General features: G+C 73.5%; 20 protein-coding genes and 2 pseudogenes. 1 reads left to right on the top strand and 21 read right to left on the bottom strand.

Annotation, left to right across the window (positions count from 1 at the left end):
* Positions 1 to 124 precede the first annotated feature (124 nt).
* The 17 genes and pseudogenes from MUU72_RS29110 to MUU72_RS29030 all read right to left on the bottom strand — a co-directional run bounded on the left by MUU72_RS29110 (position 125) and on the right by MUU72_RS29030 (position 14,671).
* A complete protein-coding gene (locus tag MUU72_RS29110; RefSeq protein WP_248016398.1) occupies positions 125 to 664 on the bottom strand; it encodes a TetR/AcrR family transcriptional regulator in 540 nt (179 codons plus the stop codon).
* A 347-nt stretch (positions 665 to 1,011) separates the two neighbouring features.
* The gene (gene whiG / locus MUU72_RS29105) at positions 1,012 to 1,848 is read right to left on the bottom strand and encodes an RNA polymerase sigma factor WhiG (protein ID WP_248016393.1); all 837 of its coding nucleotides are present in this window, start codon (positions 1,846 to 1,848) and stop codon (positions 1,012 to 1,014) included.
* A 377-nt stretch (positions 1,849 to 2,225) separates the two neighbouring features.
* A complete protein-coding gene (dprA, locus tag MUU72_RS29100) occupies positions 2,226 to 3,596 on the bottom strand; it encodes a DNA-processing protein DprA (RefSeq protein WP_248016392.1) in 1,371 nt (456 codons plus the stop codon).
* Between the two features lie 419 nt (positions 3,597 to 4,015).
* Positions 4,016 to 5,623: pseudogene (locus tag MUU72_RS29095) on the bottom strand (YifB family Mg chelatase-like AAA ATPase); the annotation flags it as partial.
* Positions 5,623 to 5,976: pseudogene (locus MUU72_RS35725) on the bottom strand (YraN family protein); the annotation flags it as partial. The pseudogenes MUU72_RS35725 and MUU72_RS29095, both read right to left, overlap by 1 nt.
* A gap of 710 nt (positions 5,977 to 6,686) precedes the next feature.
* A complete protein-coding gene (locus tag MUU72_RS29085; RefSeq protein WP_003980220.1) occupies positions 6,687 to 6,995 on the bottom strand; it encodes a DUF2469 domain-containing protein in 309 nt (102 codons plus the stop codon).
* Between the two features lie 38 nt (positions 6,996 to 7,033).
* A complete protein-coding gene (locus MUU72_RS29080) occupies positions 7,034 to 7,558 on the bottom strand; it encodes an NUDIX hydrolase (RefSeq protein ID WP_248016397.1) in 525 nt (174 codons plus the stop codon).
* 148 nt (positions 7,559 to 7,706) lie between these two features.
* Positions 7,707 to 8,456 (bottom strand): signal peptidase I, encoded by a 750-nt coding sequence (gene lepB / locus MUU72_RS29075; protein ID WP_372503270.1) that lies wholly within the window; start codon positions 8,454 to 8,456, stop codon positions 7,707 to 7,709.
* 54 nt (positions 8,457 to 8,510) lie between these two features.
* Positions 8,511 to 9,458, bottom strand: a complete 948-nt coding sequence (gene lepB / locus MUU72_RS29070) for a signal peptidase I (RefSeq protein WP_248016395.1) — start codon at positions 9,456 to 9,458, stop codon at positions 8,511 to 8,513.
* Positions 9,400 to 10,467, bottom strand: coding sequence for a signal peptidase I (gene lepB, locus MUU72_RS29065; protein WP_248016390.1), 1,068 nt, complete (start codon positions 10,465 to 10,467; stop codon positions 9,400 to 9,402). The genes lepB (MUU72_RS29070) and lepB (MUU72_RS29065) overlap by 59 nt, the downstream gene beginning before the upstream one ends.
* The gene (lepB, locus tag MUU72_RS29060; protein ID WP_248016389.1) at positions 10,460 to 11,224 is read right to left on the bottom strand and encodes a signal peptidase I; all 765 of its coding nucleotides are present in this window, start codon (positions 11,222 to 11,224) and stop codon (positions 10,460 to 10,462) included. Before lepB (MUU72_RS29060) ends, lepB (MUU72_RS29065) begins: the two co-directional genes overlap by 8 nt.
* Before the next feature lie 96 nt (positions 11,225 to 11,320).
* The gene (gene rplS / locus MUU72_RS29055; protein ID WP_248016388.1) at positions 11,321 to 11,668 is read right to left on the bottom strand and encodes a 50S ribosomal protein L19; all 348 of its coding nucleotides are present in this window, start codon (positions 11,666 to 11,668) and stop codon (positions 11,321 to 11,323) included.
* A gap of 139 nt (positions 11,669 to 11,807) precedes the next feature.
* Positions 11,808 to 12,617, bottom strand: a complete 810-nt coding sequence (gene trmD, locus MUU72_RS29050; RefSeq protein WP_248016387.1) for a tRNA (guanosine(37)-N1)-methyltransferase TrmD — start codon at positions 12,615 to 12,617, stop codon at positions 11,808 to 11,810.
* The gene (gene rimM / locus MUU72_RS29045; RefSeq protein WP_248016386.1) at positions 12,617 to 13,162 is read right to left on the bottom strand and encodes a ribosome maturation factor RimM; all 546 of its coding nucleotides are present in this window, start codon (positions 13,160 to 13,162) and stop codon (positions 12,617 to 12,619) included. Before rimM ends, trmD begins: the two co-directional genes overlap by 1 nt.
* A gap of 80 nt (positions 13,163 to 13,242) precedes the next feature.
* Positions 13,243 to 13,482, bottom strand: a complete 240-nt coding sequence (locus MUU72_RS29040; RefSeq protein ID WP_003980229.1) for an RNA-binding protein — start codon at positions 13,480 to 13,482, stop codon at positions 13,243 to 13,245.
* Positions 13,483 to 13,484: 2 nt separating this feature from the next.
* Positions 13,485 to 13,925 (bottom strand): 30S ribosomal protein S16, encoded by a 441-nt coding sequence (gene rpsP / locus MUU72_RS29035; RefSeq protein ID WP_248016385.1) that lies wholly within the window; start codon positions 13,923 to 13,925, stop codon positions 13,485 to 13,487.
* Between the two features lie 155 nt (positions 13,926 to 14,080).
* Positions 14,081 to 14,671, bottom strand: coding sequence for a hypothetical protein (locus MUU72_RS29030; RefSeq protein ID WP_066978746.1), 591 nt, complete (start codon positions 14,669 to 14,671; stop codon positions 14,081 to 14,083).
* Positions 14,672 to 15,229: 558 nt separating this feature from the next.
* Here MUU72_RS29030 and MUU72_RS29025 point away from each other — a divergent pair.
* Entirely contained in the window at positions 15,230 to 16,087 is an 858-nt protein-coding gene (locus MUU72_RS29025; RefSeq protein WP_248016384.1) for a methyltransferase domain-containing protein, read from the top strand.
* Between the two features lie 107 nt (positions 16,088 to 16,194).
* Here MUU72_RS29025 and ffh read toward each other — a convergent pair whose 3' ends face one another.
* The 4 genes from ffh to MUU72_RS29005 all read right to left on the bottom strand — a co-directional run bounded on the left by ffh (position 16,195) and on the right by MUU72_RS29005 (position 22,086).
* Positions 16,195 to 17,742, bottom strand: coding sequence for a signal recognition particle protein (gene ffh, locus MUU72_RS29020; protein ID WP_248016383.1), 1,548 nt, complete (start codon positions 17,740 to 17,742; stop codon positions 16,195 to 16,197).
* A gap of 87 nt (positions 17,743 to 17,829) precedes the next feature.
* Positions 17,830 to 20,343, bottom strand: coding sequence for a [protein-PII] uridylyltransferase (locus tag MUU72_RS29015; protein WP_248016382.1), 2,514 nt, complete (start codon positions 20,341 to 20,343; stop codon positions 17,830 to 17,832).
* Positions 20,344 to 20,401: 58 nt separating this feature from the next.
* The gene (locus MUU72_RS29010; RefSeq protein WP_248016381.1) at positions 20,402 to 20,740 is read right to left on the bottom strand and encodes a P-II family nitrogen regulator; all 339 of its coding nucleotides are present in this window, start codon (positions 20,738 to 20,740) and stop codon (positions 20,402 to 20,404) included.
* Positions 20,737 to 22,086: an ammonium transporter gene (locus MUU72_RS29005; RefSeq protein WP_248016380.1), complete on the bottom strand. Its 1,350-nt coding sequence runs from the start codon at positions 22,084 to 22,086 to the stop codon at positions 20,737 to 20,739. Before MUU72_RS29005 ends, MUU72_RS29010 begins: the two co-directional genes overlap by 4 nt.
* Positions 22,087 to 22,200 lie beyond the last annotated feature (114 nt).

The raw sequence follows: 22,200 nt of genomic DNA, 5'->3' as shown, positions 1-22,200 counted from the left end.
CGGGGGGGGAGGGGCCCCGGGGGGAGGGGAGGCACCGGCCCCTCGGGGCGCGGCGAGCGAAGCAGGGGCACACCCGCCCCTCCCCCACCGCAAGCCGCGCCGTCCTGGCTCCGCGCCCCCGGAGTCAGCCGCGTACGCCGTTGAGGGCCATGGCGACCGCGGCTTCGGTGATCTCTTCCGGGTTTTCGGCGGCGCCGAGTTCGATGCGGCGGACCGCAGCGTCCACGACGCCCTGGAGCAGCATCGCGGCGAGCCGTGGCTGGGCGTGGCCGAGGTCGGCCAGCGCCTCGACGATCATGGCGATCAGACCGCCGTGCGCGGCGCGGATCTTCTCCCGGGCGCCGGCGTCCAGCTCCCCCGCGGAGATGGCGACTACTGCGCGGTGGCGGCGGTCGCCGACCAGCGCGAGCTGCCTGCGCACGTACGCCTCGATTTTGCCTTCCGGGGTCTCCGCGCCCTCCATGGCCGCCTCGACCTCCGCGGCCCATACGGGGAAGTCAGCGGCGCACAGCTCTTCGACGACGGCCGCTCGGGAGCGGAAGTACTCGTACACGGAGGAGCGCGCGAGTCCCGTGCGCTCGGCGAGGGCAGGGAAGGTCAGGGCCTCCGTGCCGCCCTCGGACAGCAAGGTGCGAGCGGCGTCCAAAAGGGCGCCGCGCTGCATCGTCCGGTGCTCGGCCACCGAGGCCGCTCGAATCCTGGGCACGTCACCACTCTACGGATGGCCTCCCCGCCGCGGCACTCCGCATCACGACATGGCCCGGGCGTTGCGCCGCTGCTCGGCGTACGGGCGACGCTGCACGTCTCGGGCGACACCGCGGGTCTCGCCGCTCTCCTGGTGGGGGGCGCCGGACCCGCCGGCCGCATTCGCGCCTGCTCCGATCCCGTCGCGTCACCCTCGGCACCCGGCGGCCGACCGGCCCCCGCGCCGTCCGAGCCCCTCCCCCGAGCGGTGCTTCAGTCCCGACCTCGGCCCCCCTGCCAAGACCCCGCCGCCCCGACCACCTCGCCTCAGCGGCCCATATCGGCCAGCTTGGCGCGGAGCTGGAGCACCGACTTGGTGTGGATCTGGCTGACCCGGCTCTCGGTGACGCCGAGTACGTTGCCGATCTCGGCGAGCGTGAGGCCCTCGTAGTAGTAGAGGGTGACCACGGTTTTCTCGCGGTCGGGCAGGGTGTTGATGGCGCGGGCCAGCAACCGCCGCAGTTCGCGGTCCTCGGCGATCTCGACGGGGTTCTCGGCGGCGGTGTCCTCCAGGGTGTCCATCAAGCTCAGGCGTTCACCGCCCTCGCCGCCGACGTGCAGGAGTTCCTCCAAGGCGACGACGTTGGCCAGGGAGAGCTGGCTGAAGACGCCGTGGAGTTCTTCCAGCGGGATGCCCATCTCGCCGGCGACCTCGGCCTCGGTGGGGGTGCGGCGGAGCTGCGCTTCGAGGGTGGCGTAGGCGCGTTCCACGGCGCGGGCCTTCTGCCGGACGGAGCGGGGGATCCAGTCCAGGGCGCGCAGTTCGTCGATCATCGCGCCCCGGATGCGGGTGATGGCGTAGGTCTCGAACTTGATGGAGCGTTCGGGTTCGAACTTCTCGATGGCGTCGATCAGTCCGAAGACTCCGGAGGAGACGAAGTCGGCCTGCTCCACGTTGGGTGGGAGGCCGACGCTGACGCGGCCGGCGACGTATTTGACCAGCGGTGAGTAGTGCAGGATCAGCTGTTCCCGCAGGCGTCCGTCGCCTGATGCCTTGTAGGAGCGCCACAGCTCGTCGAGTGAGGTGGGCGGGGCGGGGCGCACGCTGCCGCGCGCGGCGGGTGGTGCTGCCGCGCGGTCAGACCCGGAGGTGTGCTGGGGCATTCGTCGCCTTGAGCCGTTCTGCCGAGACGGGGGTGGGTGGATGTATGAGGGGTGAACTGCCGTGAGCGTAGCGTGACCGAGACGTTGCGGTGTGCGAGGAAGGGGTGTTGGTTGTACGCAGATACGTTCCGCTGCCCGCACCCCAGGGTTATCCGGCGCGCCACGTGAGCACTCGGAAGGGGTGGCGCCGGTGGTGCGCGCTCGGCGCGTGCGCCCCCGGAGGGGCGGGCGGGCGCACGCGGTGAAGCGGCGGGCGGGGAGCGGTGCGGGCGCTGCACCGCGTCGCCTGCGCCGCACGGACCGGCCGCCCGCACCGAAGCACGGCAAATCTGGATTCTGCGGTCATTCCCCTCACCCTTTCACCCGTTCGCGCCAGGTCAAGTACCGCCTCGCCGGGAACCTTCGGTCGAGTGGACACGTCGCACCAACTCCCAGCGATCACCGCACCTTTGAACGAATCCGAGGGTTTGCAGCTCGATGAGCTTGCCTTGGGTGAGGTCTCGTGGCGTGCCCGACTCCCGGGCCAGCTGGGTGGTGTCCGCGCCACCGCGTGCGGGCAGCGCTTCGAGTACGCGCTGGGCGACCGGGTCGAGCAGGTCGCGGGCGATGGTGGGGCCGCGGCGCTCGGGGGCGAGGTCGCCGATGCTGCCGACGAGTTCGATGACTTCGTCCGCGTCGGTGACCACCGTGGCCTCGTCGCGCAGGAGTTGGTGCACTCCGGCGGAGAGCCCGCTGGTGACGGGGCCCGGGGTGCCCATCGTGAAGCGCCCGAGGGTCAGTGCGCGCCGGGCGGTGACGAGGGAGCCGCTGCGGAGTTCGGCCTCCACGACGACGGTGCCGCGGGTGAGGGCGGCGATGACGCGGTTGCGCTGGATGAAGCGGCTGCGAGTGGGGTGGTCGTCCGGGGGTAACTCGGCCACGACCAGGCCCTGTTCGGCGATGCGGCCGATCAACTCGGTGTGTCCGCGCGGGTAGGGGTGGTTGACGCCGGAGGCGAGCACGGCGACGGTCGGGCCGTGGGCGGCGAGCGCGCCTCTGTGGGCCGCGCCGTCGATGCCGTACGCGGCGCCGGAGACGACCGTCCAGCCGCGTTCGGCGAGTCCGGCGCCGAGGGTGGTGGCGAGGTGGGCGCCGTAGTCGGTACAGGCGCGGGCGCCGACCACCGCGACCGAGCGGAGCGCCCAGATCCGGAGGTTGGCGGGGCCGCGTACCCAGAGGCCGATGGGGCGGGCGGCGCCGAGGTCGTCCAGTTGGCCGGGCCATTCCTCGTCGCCGGGGCAGATGAAGCGGCCGCCGAGCTCGGCGACGGCGGCCAGGTCGGCGCCGGGGCGGGCCCGTGCGGCGCGCAGCCGGAGGCCGGCGATCTTCACCGGGCTGGCGCCGGGGGGTGGGGGTGCTTCGTCGTCGGAGAGGGCGTGCCAGAGGGCTACCGGGCCCATGTCGCGGAGCCAGCGGCCTGCGGTTTCGTCTCCTGGTTCCAGGATGCGGGTGAGGGCGGCGCGGGCGGCGCGCTGGGGTTCGTAGGGTCCGTGTGCGAGGGGGGACGGGCGGGGAGCGCGGGGCGTTCTGGCGGTCTGAGCCGTCGGTGCGCCGCGGGTGGCGGAGCGGCCTCCGTGGTCCGGCTTCCGGGGCTGCGCCTCTTCCGGCGGCGGTCCAGGCAACGGTTCAGGGGTTGGTTGCGGTGGTGGTGCCGGTGTGGGTCGGGGCGGCGGGTCCGTGCGGAAGCCCCATTCATCGAGGGTGTTCATCGGTCGCCTCGGTTGTCTGCGGGGTGGGCAGAAGGGTGGGCAGCGGGCGGCTGGGCAAGGCCCATGGGCTGGTGGGGTGCCCCGGGTTTGCGGAGCCGGTCCTTCGGCGGTGTTTCCGGGCGGATGTCTTCGCCGGCGGGTGGTGCCGGCGGTGCTCCGGGCCGCGCCGGTGTCTCGCCTTCGGGGCGGGTGGGTGCCGTACGTGCGGTGGGGGCGGCGCCCGTCTTCGGGCGGCCGCCGGCCCCGGCAAGCACGATGAGACGCCGTCCGGTTCCGCTCCCACTTTCCGTACCTGTGGCGGCACCCTCGCCAGGACCAGAGCCGAAACCCACACCGGCCCCAGCGCCAGCACCAGCACCCGCACCCGCACCCGCACCCGCAGGGTCACCGGCACGGGCACCGACACCGCCACCCGCCCCCGTTCCGCCCGCAGGAGTCACCGTTCCGCGGCGTACTCCGGTGCGGAGTTCCAGGGCCCAGTTGACGTCCTCCCGGGTCGGGCGGTCGCGTCCGGCGAGGTCGGCGGCGGTCCACGCGACGCGGAGGACGCGGTCCAGGCCGCGGGCGGTGAGCAGCCCGCACTCCAGGTCGCGTTCGGCCTGGGCCAGGGCGCCGGGGTGGACCGGCCAGCGGGTGCGGAGTTCGTGGCCCGGTACCTCGCTGTTGGTCCGCCAGGGGGTGTCGGCGAAGCGTGCCGTGGCGCGTTCGCGGGCGGCGCGGACGCGGTCGGCGACGGTGGCACTGGATTCGGCGCCGCGGCCGTGGGCGATGAGTTCGGAGCGGGCGACCGGTTCGACGGCGATCCGCAGGTCGACCCGGTCCATCAGGGGCCCGGAGAGCCGGGCGCGGTAGCGGCGGATCGAGGAGGGCCGGCATTCGCAGCCGCCGACGGTGGTGCCGTGGCGGCCGCAGGGGCAGGGGTTGGCGGCGAGGGCGAGCAGGAAGCGGGCGGGCATCCGCATCATGCCGCCGGCGCGGGCGACGACGACGTGGCCCGATTCGAGGGGCTGGCGCAGTGCGTCCAGGACGCGGGGGCTGCATTCGGCGGCCTCGTCGACGAAGAGGACGCCGTGGTGGGCGAGGGAGACGGCGCCGGGCCGCGGCAGGCCGGTGCCGCCGCCGACGAGGGAGGCCATGGTCGCGGAGTGGTGCGGGGCGCAGTAGGGCGGGCGGTGGACCAGTGGCTGGCCTGGGGGGAGGGTGCCGGCGACCGAGTGGACGGCGGTGACCTCCAGGGATTCCTTGGGCGTCAGCGGTGGCAGCAGTCCGGGGAGGCGTTCGGCGAGCATGGTCTTGCCGGCGCCGGGTGGGCCCTTGAAGAAGATGTGGTGGCGGCCGGCGGCGGCCACTTCGAGGGCGCGGCGGGCGCTGTGCTGGCCTGCGACGTCCGCGAGGTCGGGGACGTGGTCGCCGGGTGGCAGGCCCGCGGTGACGCCGGTGCCGGGCATGGCGAGTCCGGCGAGGAGGGGGTCGGGGCGGCCCTGTTCACACGGGTGCTCCTCGTCGGGGACCGGTTCGTCGGTGAGGACGGCGATGAGCTGGCGCAGGCTGCGGACGCCGAGGACGGCGACGCCGGGGACGAGGGAGGCTTCGGCGACGGTCTGTTCCGCTACGACGACCTGGCGGTATCCGGCGTCGGCGGCGGCGAGTACCGCGGGGAGTACGCCGCGGACGGGGCGGACCCGGCCGTCGAGGCCGAGTTCGCCGATCATCATGAGGTCGGTGAGTTCGCGGGGGTCGAGCCGTTCGGCGGCGCCGAGGACCGCGCAGGCCACGGCGAGGTCGAAGCCGCTGCCGCTCTTGGGGACGGAGGCGGGGCTGAGGCCGACGGTGAGTTTCTTCTGCGGCCATTCGGCGCCGGAGTTGACGACGGCGGCACGTACCCGGTCCCTGGATTCGACCAGGCTCTTGTCGGGCAGTCCGACGAGGGTGAACGCGGCGACGCCGGGCTCCAGGTCGGCCTGGACCTCGACGACGACGCCTTCCACGCCGACCAGGGCGACGGAGCAGGTGCGGGCGAATCCCATCACGCCACCCCCCGGACGTGCTCGACCACGGGTGCGCCGCGGGCGGGGAGCAGGACGCCGATCACGTCGATGCGGACGCCGCCGGGGGGCGGGCCGCCGTGCCGTTCGATCCAGCGTGCGGCGAGCAGCCGCAGCCGGGCGGTCTTCTCGGGCCGGACCGCGGCCATCGGGTGTTCGTACCAGCTCGCGCGCCGGGTCTTGACCTCGCAGAGGACCAGGGCGTCTCCGTCCGCGGCGATGATGTCGATCTCTCCGTCGCGGCAGCGCCAGTTGCGGTCGAGGATCCGCATCCCGGCTTCGGTGAGGCGTCGGGCCGCGAGGTCCTCGCCGTAGCGGCCGAGGGCGGTGCGGGCGGTGCGGGGTGGTGAGGAACACGCCGGGCCTGACCGCCGCCCCGTCTTCCCCGGGGGCTTGGCGTTCCGTACGGGGCCGGCCCGCCGGACCGGTGCGGCGGAGGCGCTGCCCGGGGTCGGCCCGACAGGGTCGCTCCCCCGGGCCGGGCTGGCGGGGTCGCTCCCCCGGGCCCGTGCGGGAGACTCCCTCCGGTGGCCGGTCTCCCCCGCCCTTTGCTCCGCGGTCCCAGCGGGTGTGTCCGGGGCCTGCGCAGGTGGCTGTGCCGTACCGGCTGGCGTATCCGCGGTCCCTGCCGCCGGGGGTGCGGCCCCGGCATCTGTGTGCGCGGCCCTTGCGCATGTCTCCGCGGCCTGGCGTCCGCTGTGGTTCGTCGCCCGCGTGACCGGCGCCGGGTGCGCCGTCGCGCGCGTGGTGCGTGCCGCCTGCGTGGTGTGCGTCGTGTGCGTGGCGTTCATGCGGTACCACCTCCGGCACCGACTGTGACGCCTCCGCACAGAACTATTGGATCTTGGTGGATAACTCCTGGACTGTGGACAACTCCGTCACCCACAGGGCTGAAGCACCCCGCCCGCGGCGAAACGATCCCTCTCCGCCGGCCCCTCGATCCGCAGCACGCAGCCGGGTCGGTCCCGGGCGAAAGGAACCGCACCGCACCGCACCGCATCGGGCCAGGCCGGGCCGGGCCGGGCCGGGCCGTCCCAGCCCCTTCTCAGCTCCCCGGAAGGTCCAGATCGCTCTTGTTGAGCTCTTCGATGTTCACGTCCTTGAACGTCAGGACGCGCACCTGCTTGACGAACCGGGCCGGCCGGTACATGTCCCAGACCCAGGCGTCGGCCATCGAGACCTCGAAGAAGACCTCACCCTGGACCGAGTGCACCTGCATCTCGTAATCGTTGGTGAGGTAGAAGCGACGCTCGGTCTCGATCACGTATTTGAACAGTCCGACGACGTCGCGGTACTCCCGGTAGAGCTTCAGCTCCATCTCGGTCTCGTACTTTTCGAGGTCCTCGGCGCTCATGGCAGATCCCCTTCAGCCGTGCGTCCCCCTATTGTGCGTCAGACCCTCTCGGTCTCCAGGAGCACCGGCGCACTCGGGGGGCCTTCGTCGAGCAGTGTGCGCAGCAGCTCGGCGAGTCTGGTCGGATACACCGTCTCATGCGCCACCGACAGTTCCTCAGAGGTCCACCACCTCAGTCCCGAGACGCTGCGTCGCTCCAGGTCCGTGTGGCCGGTGGTGTCGGTGGCGGTCCGGTCGGTCCGAGCCAGGTAGTACCACTCGTCCTGTTCCCAGCGTCGCCCGTCGAACGGGAAGGCGCACCGGCGTTTCCACAGGACGGGGCCGAGGGTGACCTCGGTGATCCCGGTCTCCTCGGCCAGCTCGCGGAGTGCCGCCTGCTCGCGGGTCTCGGTGCCTTCCAGGCCGCCGCCGGGGGTGAACCACCAGGTCTCGGCCGGGCGGGCCGGTTCATGGCCGTGGAGCAGCAGGATCCGGTCGTCCGGGTCGAGGAGCACGACACGCGAGACCCGGCGCACCGCACCCGCCTCGCCGTCCACTCCCGACCCGCCCGGCACCTTGCTCACCCCAGCCCCCTCCGGCGTCTCGACCACACCACCCCCGGCCGTCGCCTCGGCCACCGCCGGACCGCCGGCCGCCACCGCCGGACCGCCGACACCCCCCGGCGCCCCGGCTCCCCGCTCCCGCCGCCGGGCCTCCGTTCCGCGCTCGCGTTCACCCACGTCCCCGTCCCTTCCGTCGTGCGAGCGGTCCGTATGCCGCTCCTCCCAGGATGAGCACGGCGCCGGCGACGATGGCGAGGAGGATCGGCCGGAGCGGTCCGGGCTGCGAGGTGCCGCCGGGGAGCGCGGCGAAGCTCTGCGGGCGCTGCATCATGCCGATGCTGCCGAGCGGCCAGGCGCGGGCGTCGACCCGGGCGGCGACGGCGCTGCGCGGCACCGCGCCGTGGTCGCCGTCGGTGAGGTGGACGCGGGAGTCGAGGGAGTCGTTGCGGTGGTCGCCGAGGAGGAAGAGCTGGCCGGTGGGGACGACGGCGTGGAAGCCGATGGGCGAGGCGGGGCCGTCACCCTGGAGGTAGGGCTCCTGGACCGGGGTGCCGTTGACCGTCAGCAGGCCCTTCTTCGTGCAACAGGCGACGTTGTCACCGCCGACGCCGACGACCCGTTTGACCATCGGGAGGTCGCCCCAGGCGCTGTCCTTGAAGACGACGACGTCGCCGCGGCGTATCTCGGAGCCGCCCACCTTCTCGGCCAGCACCCGGGCGCCGGCGGTGATGGTGGGCGACATGGAGTCGGTCGGCACCGTGTAGGGGCGGTAGACCAGCACGCCCCAGACGAAGCCGCCCAGGAACAGCACACAGCCGACGGCCACGGCCAGACCGGACAGCACACTGCCCGTGGTCCGGCCGCGGCCGTCCGTCATCCCGTCCGCACCGCTGTGCGTTCCGGTGCCCCTGCTGCTCATCCCAGCGCTCCCGCCCCGCGGGACGGGCCCGCGTCGAAGATCCGGGACGGCACCTTACCTGGGGTTACGCTCCCCGGTCAGCCTCCGGCGGCGCCAGATCACCAGCGGTACCGCACCGGCCAGACCCAGTGCGGCCGGAGCCGCGCCCATGGCCTTGTTGATCCCGGGCTGGTCGAAGGTGTCCGGTACGGGGAGGGTGGACCAGCGGTTGATCGGCCAGGCGATGGTGAAGGCGCGGCCGACGACCTCGTCCTCGGAGACGGTGCCGTTGCCGGGGAGGTTCTGGTGGTAGCGGGAGTCGAGGGAGTCGTCGCGGTGGTCGCCCATCACCCAGATCCGGCCCTTGGGGATGTGGATCGGGCCGAACGGGCGGTCGCCGCACGGGGTGGCACCGGGGTAGACGTAGGAGTCTTCCTTCAGGGCCTTGCCGTTGACCTTGACCGGGCCGGTGCCCTGGCATTCGACGGTGTCACCGCCGACCGCGATGACCCGCTTGATCAGGTCCTTCTCCTCGGCCGAGGGCATCAGGCCGATGAAGCTGAGGACCTTCTGGACGGGGTTGGGCTGCGGGGTGGGCGTTTCGTTGAGCCAGCCGCCCGGGTCGTGGAAGACGACGACCTCGCCGCGCTGCGGCTTGGCGCCGAACCACGGCGTCAGCTTGTCCACCAGGACCCGGTCCCCGCGCTGGAGGGTGTCCTGCATGGAGTCGGACGGGATGGAGAACGCCTGCACCAGGAACGTCTTGATCAGCAGGGCGAGGAGCAGGGCGATGCCGATGAGGATCGGCAGCTCCTTCCAGAAGGCGCGCGGCTTCTTGCCTTTGGTCACGCTGCCGCTCGCCTCCTCGTCGGCCGCTGCGTCCGACTGCTCCGGTGGACCGGTGTGCGGCCGGTCCGACTGTGCCTGTGGCTGCTGCGCGGAGTTCGCCGCCCGCGGCGCGGACTCACCGCGTCCCGCCGGCTCTTCGGGCTCTTCGGTTCCGGACCGTGCGCCGACCGCCAAGTCCCCCACATCTGCTCCTTACTCCGCGCTCTCGCCCGCCCGTCAACCGGTGCAGGCCCACCACTCCCATAACGAGCGGGAGTTCCGCAGGGGTCGGGAGTACGGTCAAACTCTCGGAGGACACCCTATGCGCTGCACCCCCCGCCGACGCTTCCGCACCCGGCGCGTCGTGCACCGTGGCGAAGGTGTCGGGCTCCTTCAGGAAGTGCCAGTGGCTGAACGGCCAGGCGATGACCACGGCCCGGCCGACGACGCTGTCCTCCGAGACCGTGCCGCGGTAGGGCTGGTCCAGGTGGTAGCGGGAGTCCGCGGAGTTGGACCGGTGGTCGCCCATCACGAAGATCCGCCCGATGGGGACGGTCACCGTGAACTTCAGCTCCGAGGGCGGGTTGCCGGGGTGCACGTACGGCTCGGTGAGCGGGGTGCCGTTGACCGTGACCCGGCCCTGCTTGTCGCAGCAGCGGACGGTGTCGCCGCCGACCGCGACCACGCGCTTGATGAGGTCCTGTTCGTCGGCGGACGGCAGCAGCCCGATGAAGGTCATGAAGTCCTTGAACGGGCCGGGGTCGCCGGTGGACTGGTTCTGCTCGCCCTTGAGCCAGCCGCCGGGGTCCTTGAAGACCACCACGTCGCCGCGGTGCGGCTTGGCGCCGAACCACGGGGTGAGCTTGTCGACCAGGACCCGGTCGCCGATCCTGATCGTCTGCTCCATGGAGCCGGACGGGATCACGAACGCCTGGACCAGGAACGTCTTCAGGACCAGCGCGATGGCCAGCGCCACCCCGATGAGGATCGGGATCTCCTTGAGGTAGGAGCGGCGCCTGCGGTTCTTGATGCGTTTGGCCTGGCGGCGGCGCTCGGCCCGGCCGCCGGCCGCCGCGCCGGGTGCGGGCGCGCCGTCGGGGCCGGGGGCTGTGCCGGTCTCGCCGTCGTGGTCCGCCCCGTCGGGCCGCGGGTCGGTTTCCGGGGCGCTCCGCTGCCCGTGCCGGGGGCGTCCGCGGTTACCCATGGGGGCCTGCCGGGGCCGGTATACGGGCGAAGGCCCCGGAGGAGCCGAGGGTGGTCCAGCGGCTCAGCGGCCAGGTGATCAGGTCGGCGCGGCCGATGACCTTGTCGACCGGGACGGTGCCGCCGCCCGGTTCGCCGAGGTGGTCGCGGGAGTCGCTGGACCGGGCGCGGTGGTCGCCCATGACCCACAGGCGGCCCGCCGGCACCACGATGTCGAAGGGGACCGCGGAGGGCGCGTCGCCCGGATGGAGATAGCCCTCGGTCACCGGCTCACCGTTCACGTCGATCCGCCCCCGTTTGTCGCAGCAGGTCACATGGTCCCCACCGACGCCGATGACGCGCTTGACGTAGTCGGTGTCGTCGGACCGGGCCAGGCCCAGCGCCGCGCCGGCCTTGCGCAGCAGTCCCGTGACGGGATTCTCCCCCTGCTCCCTGTGAACGAACGATCCGGTGCCGTCGAAGACGATGACGTCGCCGCGGTGCGGGGTGGCGCCGAAGGTGTAGGCGAGCTTGTTCACCAGGATCCGGTCGCCGACCCGCAGGGTGTTCTCCATGGAGGTGCTGGGGATCAGGAACGGCTGGGCGACGAAGGTGCTGAGGACGAAGAGGAACGCCAGGCAGAGGGCGAAGAGGGTGACCGGCCGGTAGCGGAGCTGTCCGACGAGGGCGCGGAAACGCGCGGAGCGCGACCGCCGCTCCGGACCCTCGTCGGGGTCGGGAGTGCGGTCGCGCTCCGTGAGAGTTGCGTCGGTGTCCATCGGGCCCAGAGCCTATCCGGCCGGGCCCGGACGCCTGTCGCGAGCGTGGCCTCGCGGTGCACCGGGGCGGCTCGCGCCGGCCCGGTGCGGCGCGGCTCAGCTCTCGCGCTTCTCCTTGATCTTGGCGGCCTTGCCGCGCAGCTCGCGGAGGTAGTACAGCTTGGCGCGGCGGACGTCACCGCGGGTGACGACCTCGATCTTCTCGACGATCGGGGTGTGCACCGGGAAGGTGCGCTCGACGCCGACGGAGAAGCTGACCTTGCGGACCGTGAAGGTCTCGCGGACGCCGGAACCCTGGCGGCGGATCACCACGCCCTTGAACTGCTGCACACGGGAGCGGTTGCCCTCGATGACGCGCACGTGGACGTTGACGGTGTCACCGGGGCGGAAGGCGGGGACGTCGCTGCGCAGCGAAGCGGAGTCGACGGTGTCGAGAAGGTGCATGACCTACTGCTTTCTTCGCTGATGCCACAGGTCATCAGCGGAATCATCGGAAAAGGTTGATTCGGCTGCCGCTCCGCCGGGCGGGCGTCGTTCCCCCTGTGGCAGGGGCGCACACCGGGCGCGGACGGACAGCAGCGGCTCATTCTTCCACGGTCTGGTTCGTCCGCCCAAATCGGCCGTCCTCGCCCGGTGCCCAGCCCAGGATCGAGAGGGTTTCCCGGTCCTTCTTGTCGAAGGCGGCGGGGTCGGCGCGCTCGATCAGGTCGGGGCGGTTGCGGTCGGTGCGGGCGAACGCCTGGTCGCGGCGCCACCGGGCGATCTTGCCGTGGTGGCCGCTGAGCAGCACCTCCGGGATGGTCCGGCCGCGCCACTGGGGTGGCTTGGTGTAGACGGGGCCCTCCAGGAGGTCGGCCATCGCGCCGGGGGCGAAGGAGTCGTCCTGGTGGGAGGCGGCGTTGCCGAGGACGCCGGGCAGCAGCCGGGCGATCGCCTCGACCATGACCAGGACCGGGGCCTCGCCGCCGGCCAGGACGTAGTCGCCGATGGACACCTCGCGGACGTCGAGGCGGTCGCCGTACTCCTCGATGACGCGGCGGTCGATGCCCTCGTAGCGGGCCGGGGTGAAGACCAGCCAGGGCTTGGCGGAGAGTTCGACGGCGAGCTGCTGGGTGAACGGGACGCCGCTGGGGGTGGGGACGACCAGGACCGGTTCGCCCTCGCCGGAGGCGAGGACGGCATCCAGCGCCTCGCCCCACGGCTCGGGCTTCATGACCATGCCGGGGCCGCCGCCGTAGGGCGTGTCATCGACCGTGTGGTGCTTGTCGTGGGTCCAGTCCCGCAGGTCGTGGATGCGCACGTCGAGCTGTCCGCGGGCCCGGGCCTTGCCGACCAGCGAGACGTTGAGCGGTTCGAGGTACTCGGGGAAGATCGTGACGACGTCGAGCCGCATCAGCTGTCCTCGCGGCCGGAGGCGATCTCGGCCTCGCTCTCGTCCAGGAGACCCGGCGGCGGGACGATGACCGCGCGCTGCTCCGCCAGGTCGATCTCGGGGACGATCTCGCTGACGAACGGGATCAGGACCTCGCCGCCGCCGGGCCGGGCGACGACCAGCAGGTCCTGGTAGGGCAGGTGGGAGATCTCGGCGATCCGGCCCACGGCGGTGCCGTCGCGGGTCACCACGTCGAGGTCGATCAGCTGGTGGTCGTAGAACTCCTCGGGGTCCTCGGGGAGTTCCTCGGGGTCCACCTCGGCGATCAGGAGGGTGTTGCGGAGGGCCTCGGCGGCGGTGCGGTCCGCGACGCCCTCGAAGCGCAGCAGCAGCCGGCCGCTGTGGACCCGCCCGGCGGCGATGGTCAGCGGCCCGGCGGACGGCGGGTCGGTGGCGAGGACGGCGCCCGGGGCGAGCCGGAGCTCCGGCTCGTCGGTGCGCACCTCTACGGTGACCTCGCCCTTGATGCCGTGGGCGCGGCCGATCCGGGCGACTACCAGCTGCACGTGTGCGCTCTCTTTCCTACGGACGCGGGCCGGGGAGGGCCCGAAGGCCCTCCCCGGCCCGAGCCGGTGTTCAACTTGGATCAGCGAACTTGGTCGACGTCGACGAGGTCGACGCGGATGCCCCGGCCGCCGATGGCGCCGACGACGGTCCGCAGGGCGCGGGCGGTGCGGCCGTTGCGGCCGATCACCTTGCCGAGGTCGTCGGGGTGGACCCGGACCTCCAGCACGCGCCCGCGGCGCAGGGTGCGCGAGGCTACCTGCACGTCGTCGGGGTTGTCGACGATGCCCTTGACGAGGTGCTCAAGGGCCTCCTCAAGCACGCTCAGTCCTCGGTGGACTCGGAGGTGGACTCGGCCGCGGCCTCGTCCGCCTTCTTGTCGGCCTTCTTCGCCTTCGGGGTGATGGCCTCACCCTTCGGCTCGTCACCGGAAGCCTTGGCGGCGGCCTCGAAGAGGGCGCGCTTGTCGGCCTTCGGCTCGGCGACCTTCATCGGCGCCGGGGCGGGCAGACCCTTGAACTTCTGCCAGTCGCCGGTGACCTTGAGGATGGCCAGCACCGGCTCGGTCGGCTGCGCGCCGACGCCGAGCCAGTAGGCGACGCGGTCGGCGTCGACCTCGATGCGGGAGGGGTTCTGCACCGGGTGGTACAGGCCGATCTCCTCGATGGCGCGGCCGTCCCGGCGGGTGCGGGAGTCGGCGACGACGATGCGGTAGTGAGGCGAGCGGATCTTGCCCAGACGCTTCAGCTTGATCTTGACTGCCACTGGAGTGGTGTCTCCTGGTCTTGACGTGGTGGGGCACAACGAGATGCCACGTGGGGTTGCGGTACTCGGGGCCCCGATGGACGCGTCAGTCGGAGGAGAGAGGGGTCCTGTGCGACTGTCGAGTACAGCTGGCAATTGTGCCACACGCCCCGGGGTCAGCCGACCGCGGCCACCTCGGGGATGCGGAAGGGCTTGCCGCAGCCGCCGCAGACGATCGGTGCCTGGGCGAGGACGGACGGGACGACCCGGACGTTGCGGCCGCAGTCGCAGACGGCCTTGACGCGGACGCCGCCCCCGGAGGAGCCGTGCCGGGCGGCCGGCCCGCGGAAGCTGCGGGCGGTGTCGGTGGCGGTGGCGGCGCTGTGGGCCTTGAGGGCTCTGGTGAGCCGCTCGATGGTGGGGCGGTAGCGCCTTCTGGCCTCGGGGTTGAGCGTGACCAGCGAGAAGCCGCTGCTGGGGTGCGGCTCCTCGGTGTGGTCCAGGCCCAGTTCCTCGGCGATCGCCAGGAACCGGCGGTTGTGGTAGCGGCCTGCCCGGGAGGTGTCGCGGATGCCGCGGGCGGCGGCGATGCCGTGGACTGCCTCGTGGAGCAGCCGTTCGAAGGAGAGCTCGGCGCCACAGGCGGACGAGGACTCTCCGATCAGGGATTCGGGCGCGGCCAGGTCCGGCAGCTCGGGGTGGTGCCGTTGAATGTCGGCCCACGCGAGCGCCAGCTCGGCGGCGAGAACAGGCGGTGTCGTGCTCACGTCGTGACAACGAGCCGGAGTCGCCCGGTGTTCCGATTCCGGGGCATCCCAAATAATTTGCACGTACCGGTCAGTTTCCGGGCAGGGGGCGTGCGCCGGGCGCGGTGCGTCGATCTGCGGAGAAGGCGCCCGTGGGCGGCAAGCCGGTACGTACCCCCGCGTACGCCGCATGGCGTAATCCCGCCGGAAGGCCCGGAGTGGGCGCGCGGCGATGTTACCGGTGGTAGGGAACGGCTCGGGCACCCGGCCCCGCCCTTCCACCGTAGGGGAACGGCAACCGGCCGGCCTGCACCGGGACCGCGCCGGCCGGGCGGGCGGGGGCGGTCGGCGGCGCGCGCTGCCGTGGCGGGACGGGGCCGGCCGGGGCACCCTGGAACGGCCCTCCGGGAGCACCCGGACCGGCGCACACAGGGGCGCGCGGGAGCCAACCCCGGCGCACCCTCTGGACGGCCGGTCGGATGCGCAGTTGTCTGGTTCGCGGGGGCGCACAACGCTCGGAAACACGGGGGCGGACGGTACTGATCAGCTTCGGGTTCTCGGCGAATAGGGGCGCTATCGATGTCACCCACGCTCGTGCGGCACCAGCTTCCGAACACCGGGGCCCTGCGCGGTGAGGGCCCGGCGGCACCGGCCGGCGCCCGGTCCCGCGCCCGCGACTGGGCGGAGATCCAGGAGCGCATGCTGGTCCCCCTCTACGAGGCCGCGTACGACCGGCTGGGCGTCGGGCCCGGCACCCGCCTGCTGGCGCTGGGCTGCGGATCCGGGCTGGCGCTGCTGCTCGCGGCGGCCCGCGGGGCGCAGGTCAGCGGGGTGGACGCGGACGAGTGCCGGCTGGAGCTGGCGCGCGAGCGGCTCACCCCGGACGGCATGCCGGAGGTCACCCGGCTGGTCAGCGGCGGGCTGGCGGACGCGGCGCCCGAGGACACCCCGTTCACCGTGGTGACCGCGTTCCATCCGGTGGGCTGCGGCGGCGGCCCCGAGGAGCTGGCCGGGTCGCTGACCGCGGCGGCGGCGCTGGCCGAGCGCGGCAGCGCGGTGGTGCTGGGCGGCTGGGGCCCGGTCGAGCGGTGCGCGACGACCGGGGTGCTGCGGGTGGCGCAGCGGCTGGCCGAGCCCGCGGCCGGGTTCGGCGGCGGGTGGCGGCTGGCCGGCCGGGACGATCTGGAGGAGCTGGCGGAGCGGGCGGGGCTGCGGCCCGACGGGTCGGGTCGGGTGTCCTGCCCGTTCGGCTACGCGGACCTGGCGAGCGCGGTGCGCGGGATGCTGTCGACCGGCCTGTTCGACGCGGCGCTGGAGGTGGCCGGGGCGCGGCCGGTGGAGAAGGAGCTGACGGAGGCGCTGCATCCGTACCGGCGGCCGGACGGGACGGTGTGGATGCCGAACGTCTTCCGGTACCTGATCGCGCGGACCCGCTAGCGGGCCGCGGGGCCCGACGGGCGAGCCCCCGGCCACGGGGAGGTGGCCGGGGGCTCGTGGTACCGGAGGCCCTGCGGGCGCCGGTCGGGGCGCCGCGCGCGGCGCGGTCAGCCCATGAACTTCTTGAATTCCTCGGGGAGTTCGAAGTTCTGCGGGTCCTGGCCGTCCTGCGGGAGGCCGAAGGCGTTGCCGGCCGCGGCCTCGCGGCGCGCCGCGGCGGCCTCCTCCTCGGCCTTGCGCTTCATCGGGTTGCCGCTCTTGCGCTTGCCCTTGGCCTGCTTGATCTGCTTCTTCTTGCGGGCTGCGCCGCCGCCCATCCCGGGGATGCCGGGCATCCCGGGCAGGCCGCCGCCCTGCGCCATCCGGGACATCATCTTGCGGGCGTCGAAGAACCGCTCGACGAGGTTCTTGACCATGCTGACGTCGACACCGGAACCGCGGGCGATACGGGCCCGGCGGGAGCCGTTGATGATCGTCGGGTCCTGGCGCTCGGCCGGGGTCATCGACTTGATGATGGCGGCCGTGCGGTCGACCTCGCGCTCGTCGAGGTTGTTGATCTGCTCCTTCATCTGCGCCATGCCGGGCAGCATGCCGAGGAGCTTGGAGATCGACCCCATCTTCCGGACCTGCTCCATCTGGGCCAGGAAGTCGTCGAGGGTGAACTCCTTGGGGCCCTTCGCCAGCTTGGCCGCCATCTTCTCGGCCTCTTGCTGGCTGAAGGTCTGCTCGGCCTTCTCGATGAGCGAGAGCATGTCGCCCATGCCGAGGATGCGGGACGCCATCCGGTCCGGGTGGAACGCGTCGAAGTCGTCCAGCTTCTCGCCGTTGGAGGCGAACATGATCTGCTTGCCGGTGACGTGCGCGATGGAGAGCGCGGCACCACCGCGGGCGTCGCCGTCCAGCTTGGAGAGGACCACGCCGTCGAAGCCGACGCCGTCGCGGAACGCCTCGGCGGTGTTGACCGCGTCCTGGCCGATCATCGCGTCGACGACGAAGAGGACCTCGTCCGGGCCGACCGCGTCGCGGATGTCGGCGGCCTGCTGCATCATCTCGGCGTCGATGCCGAGGCGGCCGGCGGTGTCGACGATCACGACGTCGTACTGCTTGGTGCGCGCGTACTCGACGGAGTCCTTGGCGACCTGGACGGGGTCGCCGACGCCGTTGCCGGGCTCGGGGCCGTAGAAGGCGACGCCGGCGCGCTCGGAGACGACCTGGAGCTGGTTGACGGCGTTGGGGCGCTGGAGGTCGCAGGCGACCAGCAGCGGGGCGTGGCCCTGGCCCTTGAGCCAGCGGCCGAGCTTGCCGGCGAGGGTGGTCTTACCGGCGCCCTGGAGGCCGGCGAGCATGATCACCGTCGGCGGCTGCTTGGCGAAGCGGAGGCGCCGGGTCTCACCGCCGAGGATGCCGATGAGCTCGTCGTTGACGATCTTGATGACCTGCTGGGCCGGGTTCAGCGCCTGGCTGACCTCGGAGCCCAGGGCGCGCTCCTTGACCTGCTTGATGAAGGCCCGGACGACCGGCAGCGCGACATCGGCTTCCAGCAGGGCGATGCGGATCTCGCGCGCGGTGGCGTCGATGTCCGCCTCGCTCAGGCGGCCCTTGCCCCGGAGGTTTTTGAAAGTACTCGCCAAGCGGTCGGAAAGCGTATCGAACACGGCGGTCGTCGATCCTCGGGGTCGGGGGCTTACGGTCCAGTCGGCTTCTAGGGTATCCGCCCGCGCAAGCGGACCGGCCGTGGGCCGCTACCGCAGTGCCGCCTCGATACGTGCGGCGAGCTCCCGGGCGGCCGCTGCCGGCAGGGGCGCGCCGTCCGGGCCGGTGACGTAGAAGGCGTCCACCGCGTGCCCGCCCAGGGTGGAGATGTGGGCGCTGCGGACCCGGACGCCGGCGGCGTCCAGGGCGCGTCCGATGCGGTGCAGCAGGCCGTGCGCGTCCTGGGCGCGGACCTCCAGGACGGTGGCGGTGCGGGAGCCGCCGGCGGCGATCGTGACGCGGGGCGGCGCGGGCGGGGCGGCGCGGGAGCGGCGGGCGTAGGCGCGTTCGCGTTCGGCGAGGCGGGCTTCGACGTCGAGGGTGCGATCGAGGGTGCGGACCAGGTCGGCGCGGAGCCGGCCGGCCTCGGGCAGCGAGCCGTACTCGGCGGCGACCCGCCAGCTCAGCACCAGGACCGGGCCCGCGCCGGGCGCGTCGAGGGTGCGCAGGTCGGCGGAGCGGACGGTCAGGCGGTGCAGGGCGAGGACGCCGGCGGTGGCGGGGAGCACGCCGGGCCGGTCCGGGACGGCGACGAGGAGTTCCACGCCGACGGGTTCCGGGGCGGCGCAGTCCCGGGCGGTGCCGTCGTGGGCGGTGCCGTCCGCCGGAGGGGGGCCGTCCGGGTGCGCGGCGGCGGTCGGGGCGCCGTCGGGGCGGGGGCGGAGGGCCAGGACCGGGCCGCCGGTGCGGGCGGCCTCGGCGGCCAGGCGTTCCTGCGCGGCGGTGGGCGCGCCGGCCTCGCGCGGGTCGGGCGCGGGCTCCCCGGCGAGGCGGTCGGCGACCCGGCGGACCAGGCCGGCGACCAGCCCGGCGCGCCAGGAGCTCCAGGCGGCGGGCCCGGTGGCCAGCGCGTCGGCCTCGGTGAGGGCGTGCAGCAGCTCCAGGGTGCCGGTGGTGCCGACGGCGGCGGCGACCGCGCCGACGGTCTCCGGGTCGTCCAGGTCGCGGCGGGTGGCGGTCTCGACGAGCAGCAGGTGGTGCCGGACGAGGGTGGCGATCACCTCGGTGTCGCCGGGGCCGAAGCCGAGCCGGGCGGCGGTGTGGCGGGCGATGGTCCGGCCGGTCTCGGCGTGGTCGCCGGGCCGGCCCTTGCCGATGTCGTGCAGCAGCGCGGCGATCAGGAGGAGGTCGGGGCGGTGGACGCGGCGGGCCAGTGCGGCGGCCCGGACGGCGGTCTCGACCAGGTGGCGGTCGACGGTCCAGGTGTGGACGGGGTTGCGCTGCGGGCGGCAGCGGACGTGTTCCCAGTCGGGCAGCAGCCGGGTGAGGACGCCCTCGGCCTCCAGGGCCTCCCACACGGGCACCGTGGGCGGGCCGGCGCCCAGGAGGGTGATCAGCGCTTCCCTGGCCTCGGCGGGCCAGGGGACCGGCAGCGGCCGGGCGGTGAGCGCGGCGGCGCAGCGGCGGACGGCGGCGGTGGCGAGCGGCAGCCCGGCCCGGGCGGCGGCGGCCGCGGCGCGCAGGACCAGGGCGGGATCGCGTTCGGGGCGGGCGGTGCGGGCCAGCACCGCCTCGCCGTCGAGTTCGACGACGCCGTCGGCGAGCGGGGAGCGTTCGGCGCGGCCGGCGGTGCGGCCGGGCAGCAGGCCGCGCAGCGCCGGCCGGACGGACCGGGCGCGCAGCACCCGCCCGACCTCGCGCCAGGTGACGTCGGCGGCGTAGGCGATGGTGCGGGCGGATTCGTAGGTGCGGCGGAGCAGGGCGTCCGCGCCGGGCAGGCCGAGGGCGCCGGCGACCTGGTCCTGCTCCTGGAGGGAGAGCCGGTCGGTGGCGCGCCCGGTGGTGAGGTGGAGGGCGTCGCGGGTGTCCAGGAGGGCGGTGCGGGCGGCCTCCAGTCCGCCGCGGGGGGCGTCGGCGAGCCAGGAGGCGGCGACGGCCCGCAGGGCGGTGGCGTCGCGCAGGCCGCCGTGCGCCTCCTTGAGGTCGGGTTCGAGGAGGTGGCGGAGTTCGCCGTGGCGGGCGGCGCGCTCCTGGCACAGGGCGCGGAGTTCGGGCAGCCGCCGGGGGGCGCTCTCCCGCCAGTCGGCGTAGGCGGCGGTGCGGACCCGCTCGGTCAGCGCGGGGTCGCCGGCGAGGTGGCGGGCGTCGAGCAGGCCGAGCTGCACCCTGAGGTCGTCGCGGGCGGCGCGGCGGGCCTCGGCGGGGGTGCGGACGGCGTGGTCGAGGGCCAGGCCGAGGTCCCAGACGGGGTACCAGAGGCGGTCGGCGAGCGCGGCCAGCCCGCCGGGGGCGGCGCGGCCGTCGTGCAGCAGGAGGAGGTCGAGGTCGCTGCGGGGGGAGAGTTCGCCGCGGCCGTAGCCGCCGACGGCGACCAGTGCGGTGCCGCCGGCGGTCCCGGCCGCCTCCGCCAGCAGGGCGGCGAGCCAGTCGTCGGTGAGGCGGGCCAGGGCGGCGCGGCGGCCGGCTCCGGTGAGGTGGGCGTCGTCGAGGAGCCGCTGCCGGGCGGCGGGGTAGCCGCCCGGGGCGGCGGGGTAGCCGCCCGGGGCGGCGGGGTGCTCGGTCAACTCCGGCTCTCCTGGGGTGGTGTCGGGGCCGCCGCGCTCCCCCGCGGCGGCCGGCGGCTCACAGCGCGTCGGGGCCGCGCTCCCCGGTGCGCACCCGTACGGCGTCCTCGACGGGGACGCTCCACACCTTCCCGTCGCCGATCTTGCCGGTGCGGGCGGCCCGGACCACGACGTCGACCAGTTCCTCGGCGTCGGCGTCCTCGACGAGGACCTCGATGCGGATCTTGGGCACCAGGTCGACGGTGTACTCGGCGCCCCGGTAGACCTCGGTGTGGCCGCGCTGCCGTCCGTAGCCGCTGGCCTCGGTGACGGTCAGGCCGTGCACGCCGAACGCCTGGAGGGCCTCCTTCACCTCGTCGAGCCGGTGCGGCTTGATGACTGCCGTGATGAGCTTCACGCGTCCACCTTCCTGGTCAGGGTCTCGCCGTGGGCCGTGGTGCGGCGGGCGGCGGTGCCGCCGCCGGCGCCGGCGAAGTCGTATGCGGTCTCGGCGTGGGCGGCCTGGTCGACGCCGGTGATCTCCTCGTCCTCGCCGATCCGGAAGCCCATCACCAGGTCGATGGCCTTGGCAAGGACGAAGGAGACGGCCAGCGAGTAGAGGAGGACGCAGACCACGCCGACGGCCTGTTTGCCGAGCTGCTCGAAGCCGCCCCCGTAGAAGAGGCCCTTGGCGCGGCTCTGCACACCGCCGGTGGCGAAGAGTCCGATGAGCAGCGAGCCGGCGATCCCGCCGACGAGGTGGACGCCGATGACGTCGAGGGAGTCGTCGTAGCCGAACCGATACTTCAGGCCGACGGCCATGGCGCACAGCACGCCGGCGATCGCGCCGGTGGCGAGGGCGCCCAGCGGGCTGACCGCGCCGCAGGCGGGGGTGATGGCGACGAGGCCGGCGACCGCGCCGGAGGCCGCGCCGAGGGTGGTGAACGAGCCGTGCCGGAGCTTTTCGTAGGCGAGCCAGCCGAGCATCGCGGCGGCGGTGGCGACCTGGGTGTTGACGAACGCGACCGCGGCGACGCCGTCGTCGTTGTTGAGCCAGGAGCCGGCGTTGAAGCCGAACCAGCCGAACCACAGCAGTCCGGCGCCGAGCATCACCAGCGGCAGGCTGTGCGGCCGCATCGGGTCCTTCCTGAAGCCGATCCGCTTGCCGGCGACGAGGAGCACGCCCAGGGCCGCGGCGCCGGCGTTGATGTGGACGGCGGTGCCGCCGGCGAAGTCGATCACGCCCAGTTTGTAGAGCCAGCCGCCGTCGGCCCACACCCAGTGGGCGACGGGGAAGTAGACGGCGGTGACCCACAGGGCGACGAACAGCGCCCAGGCGGTGAATTTCACCCGGTCGGCGAGGGCGCCGCTGATCAGGGCGGGGGTGATCACCGCGAACATCAGCTGGAAGACGGCGAAGACGTAGACGGGGACGGTGGAGGTGCCCCACAGCTGGGTCAGGCCGATGTGGCCGAGGCCGGCGAAGTCGCCGTTCCAGCCGATGACGCCGCCGGTGTCGGTGCCGAAGGCGAGCCCGAAGCCGTAGAGCACCCACAGGACGGTGACGATGCCCAGGCTGATGAAGCTCATCATCAGCATGTTCAGGACGCTCTTGACCCGGACCATGCCGCCGTAGAAGAACGCCAGGCCGGGCGTCATGAGCATCACCAGGGCGGAGCAGATCAGCAGGAACCCGGTGTTGGCGGGGCTGAGGGTGGCCTTCGCCGCGAGGCCGTCTGCGAGCGGAAGGATGCCTGGGGGCATCGGCGTCTCCTCGTCGTCGATGCGGCCCGTGCGGGTGTGGGTGGGCCGGCTTCGCGAAGAGGGTGTCGCGGCGCCGTTTCGGCCAAACCTTGCCGGTGTTTCACCGGGGTGACG

The sequence above is a fragment of the Streptomyces rhizoryzae genome (assembly GCF_023155275.1).
Taxonomy (GTDB): domain Bacteria; phylum Actinomycetota; class Actinomycetes; order Streptomycetales; family Streptomycetaceae; genus Streptomyces; species Streptomyces rhizoryzae.
The sequence above is the reverse complement of the archived record's forward strand: the minus strand, read 5'-3'. Positions and strand labels throughout refer to the sequence as shown.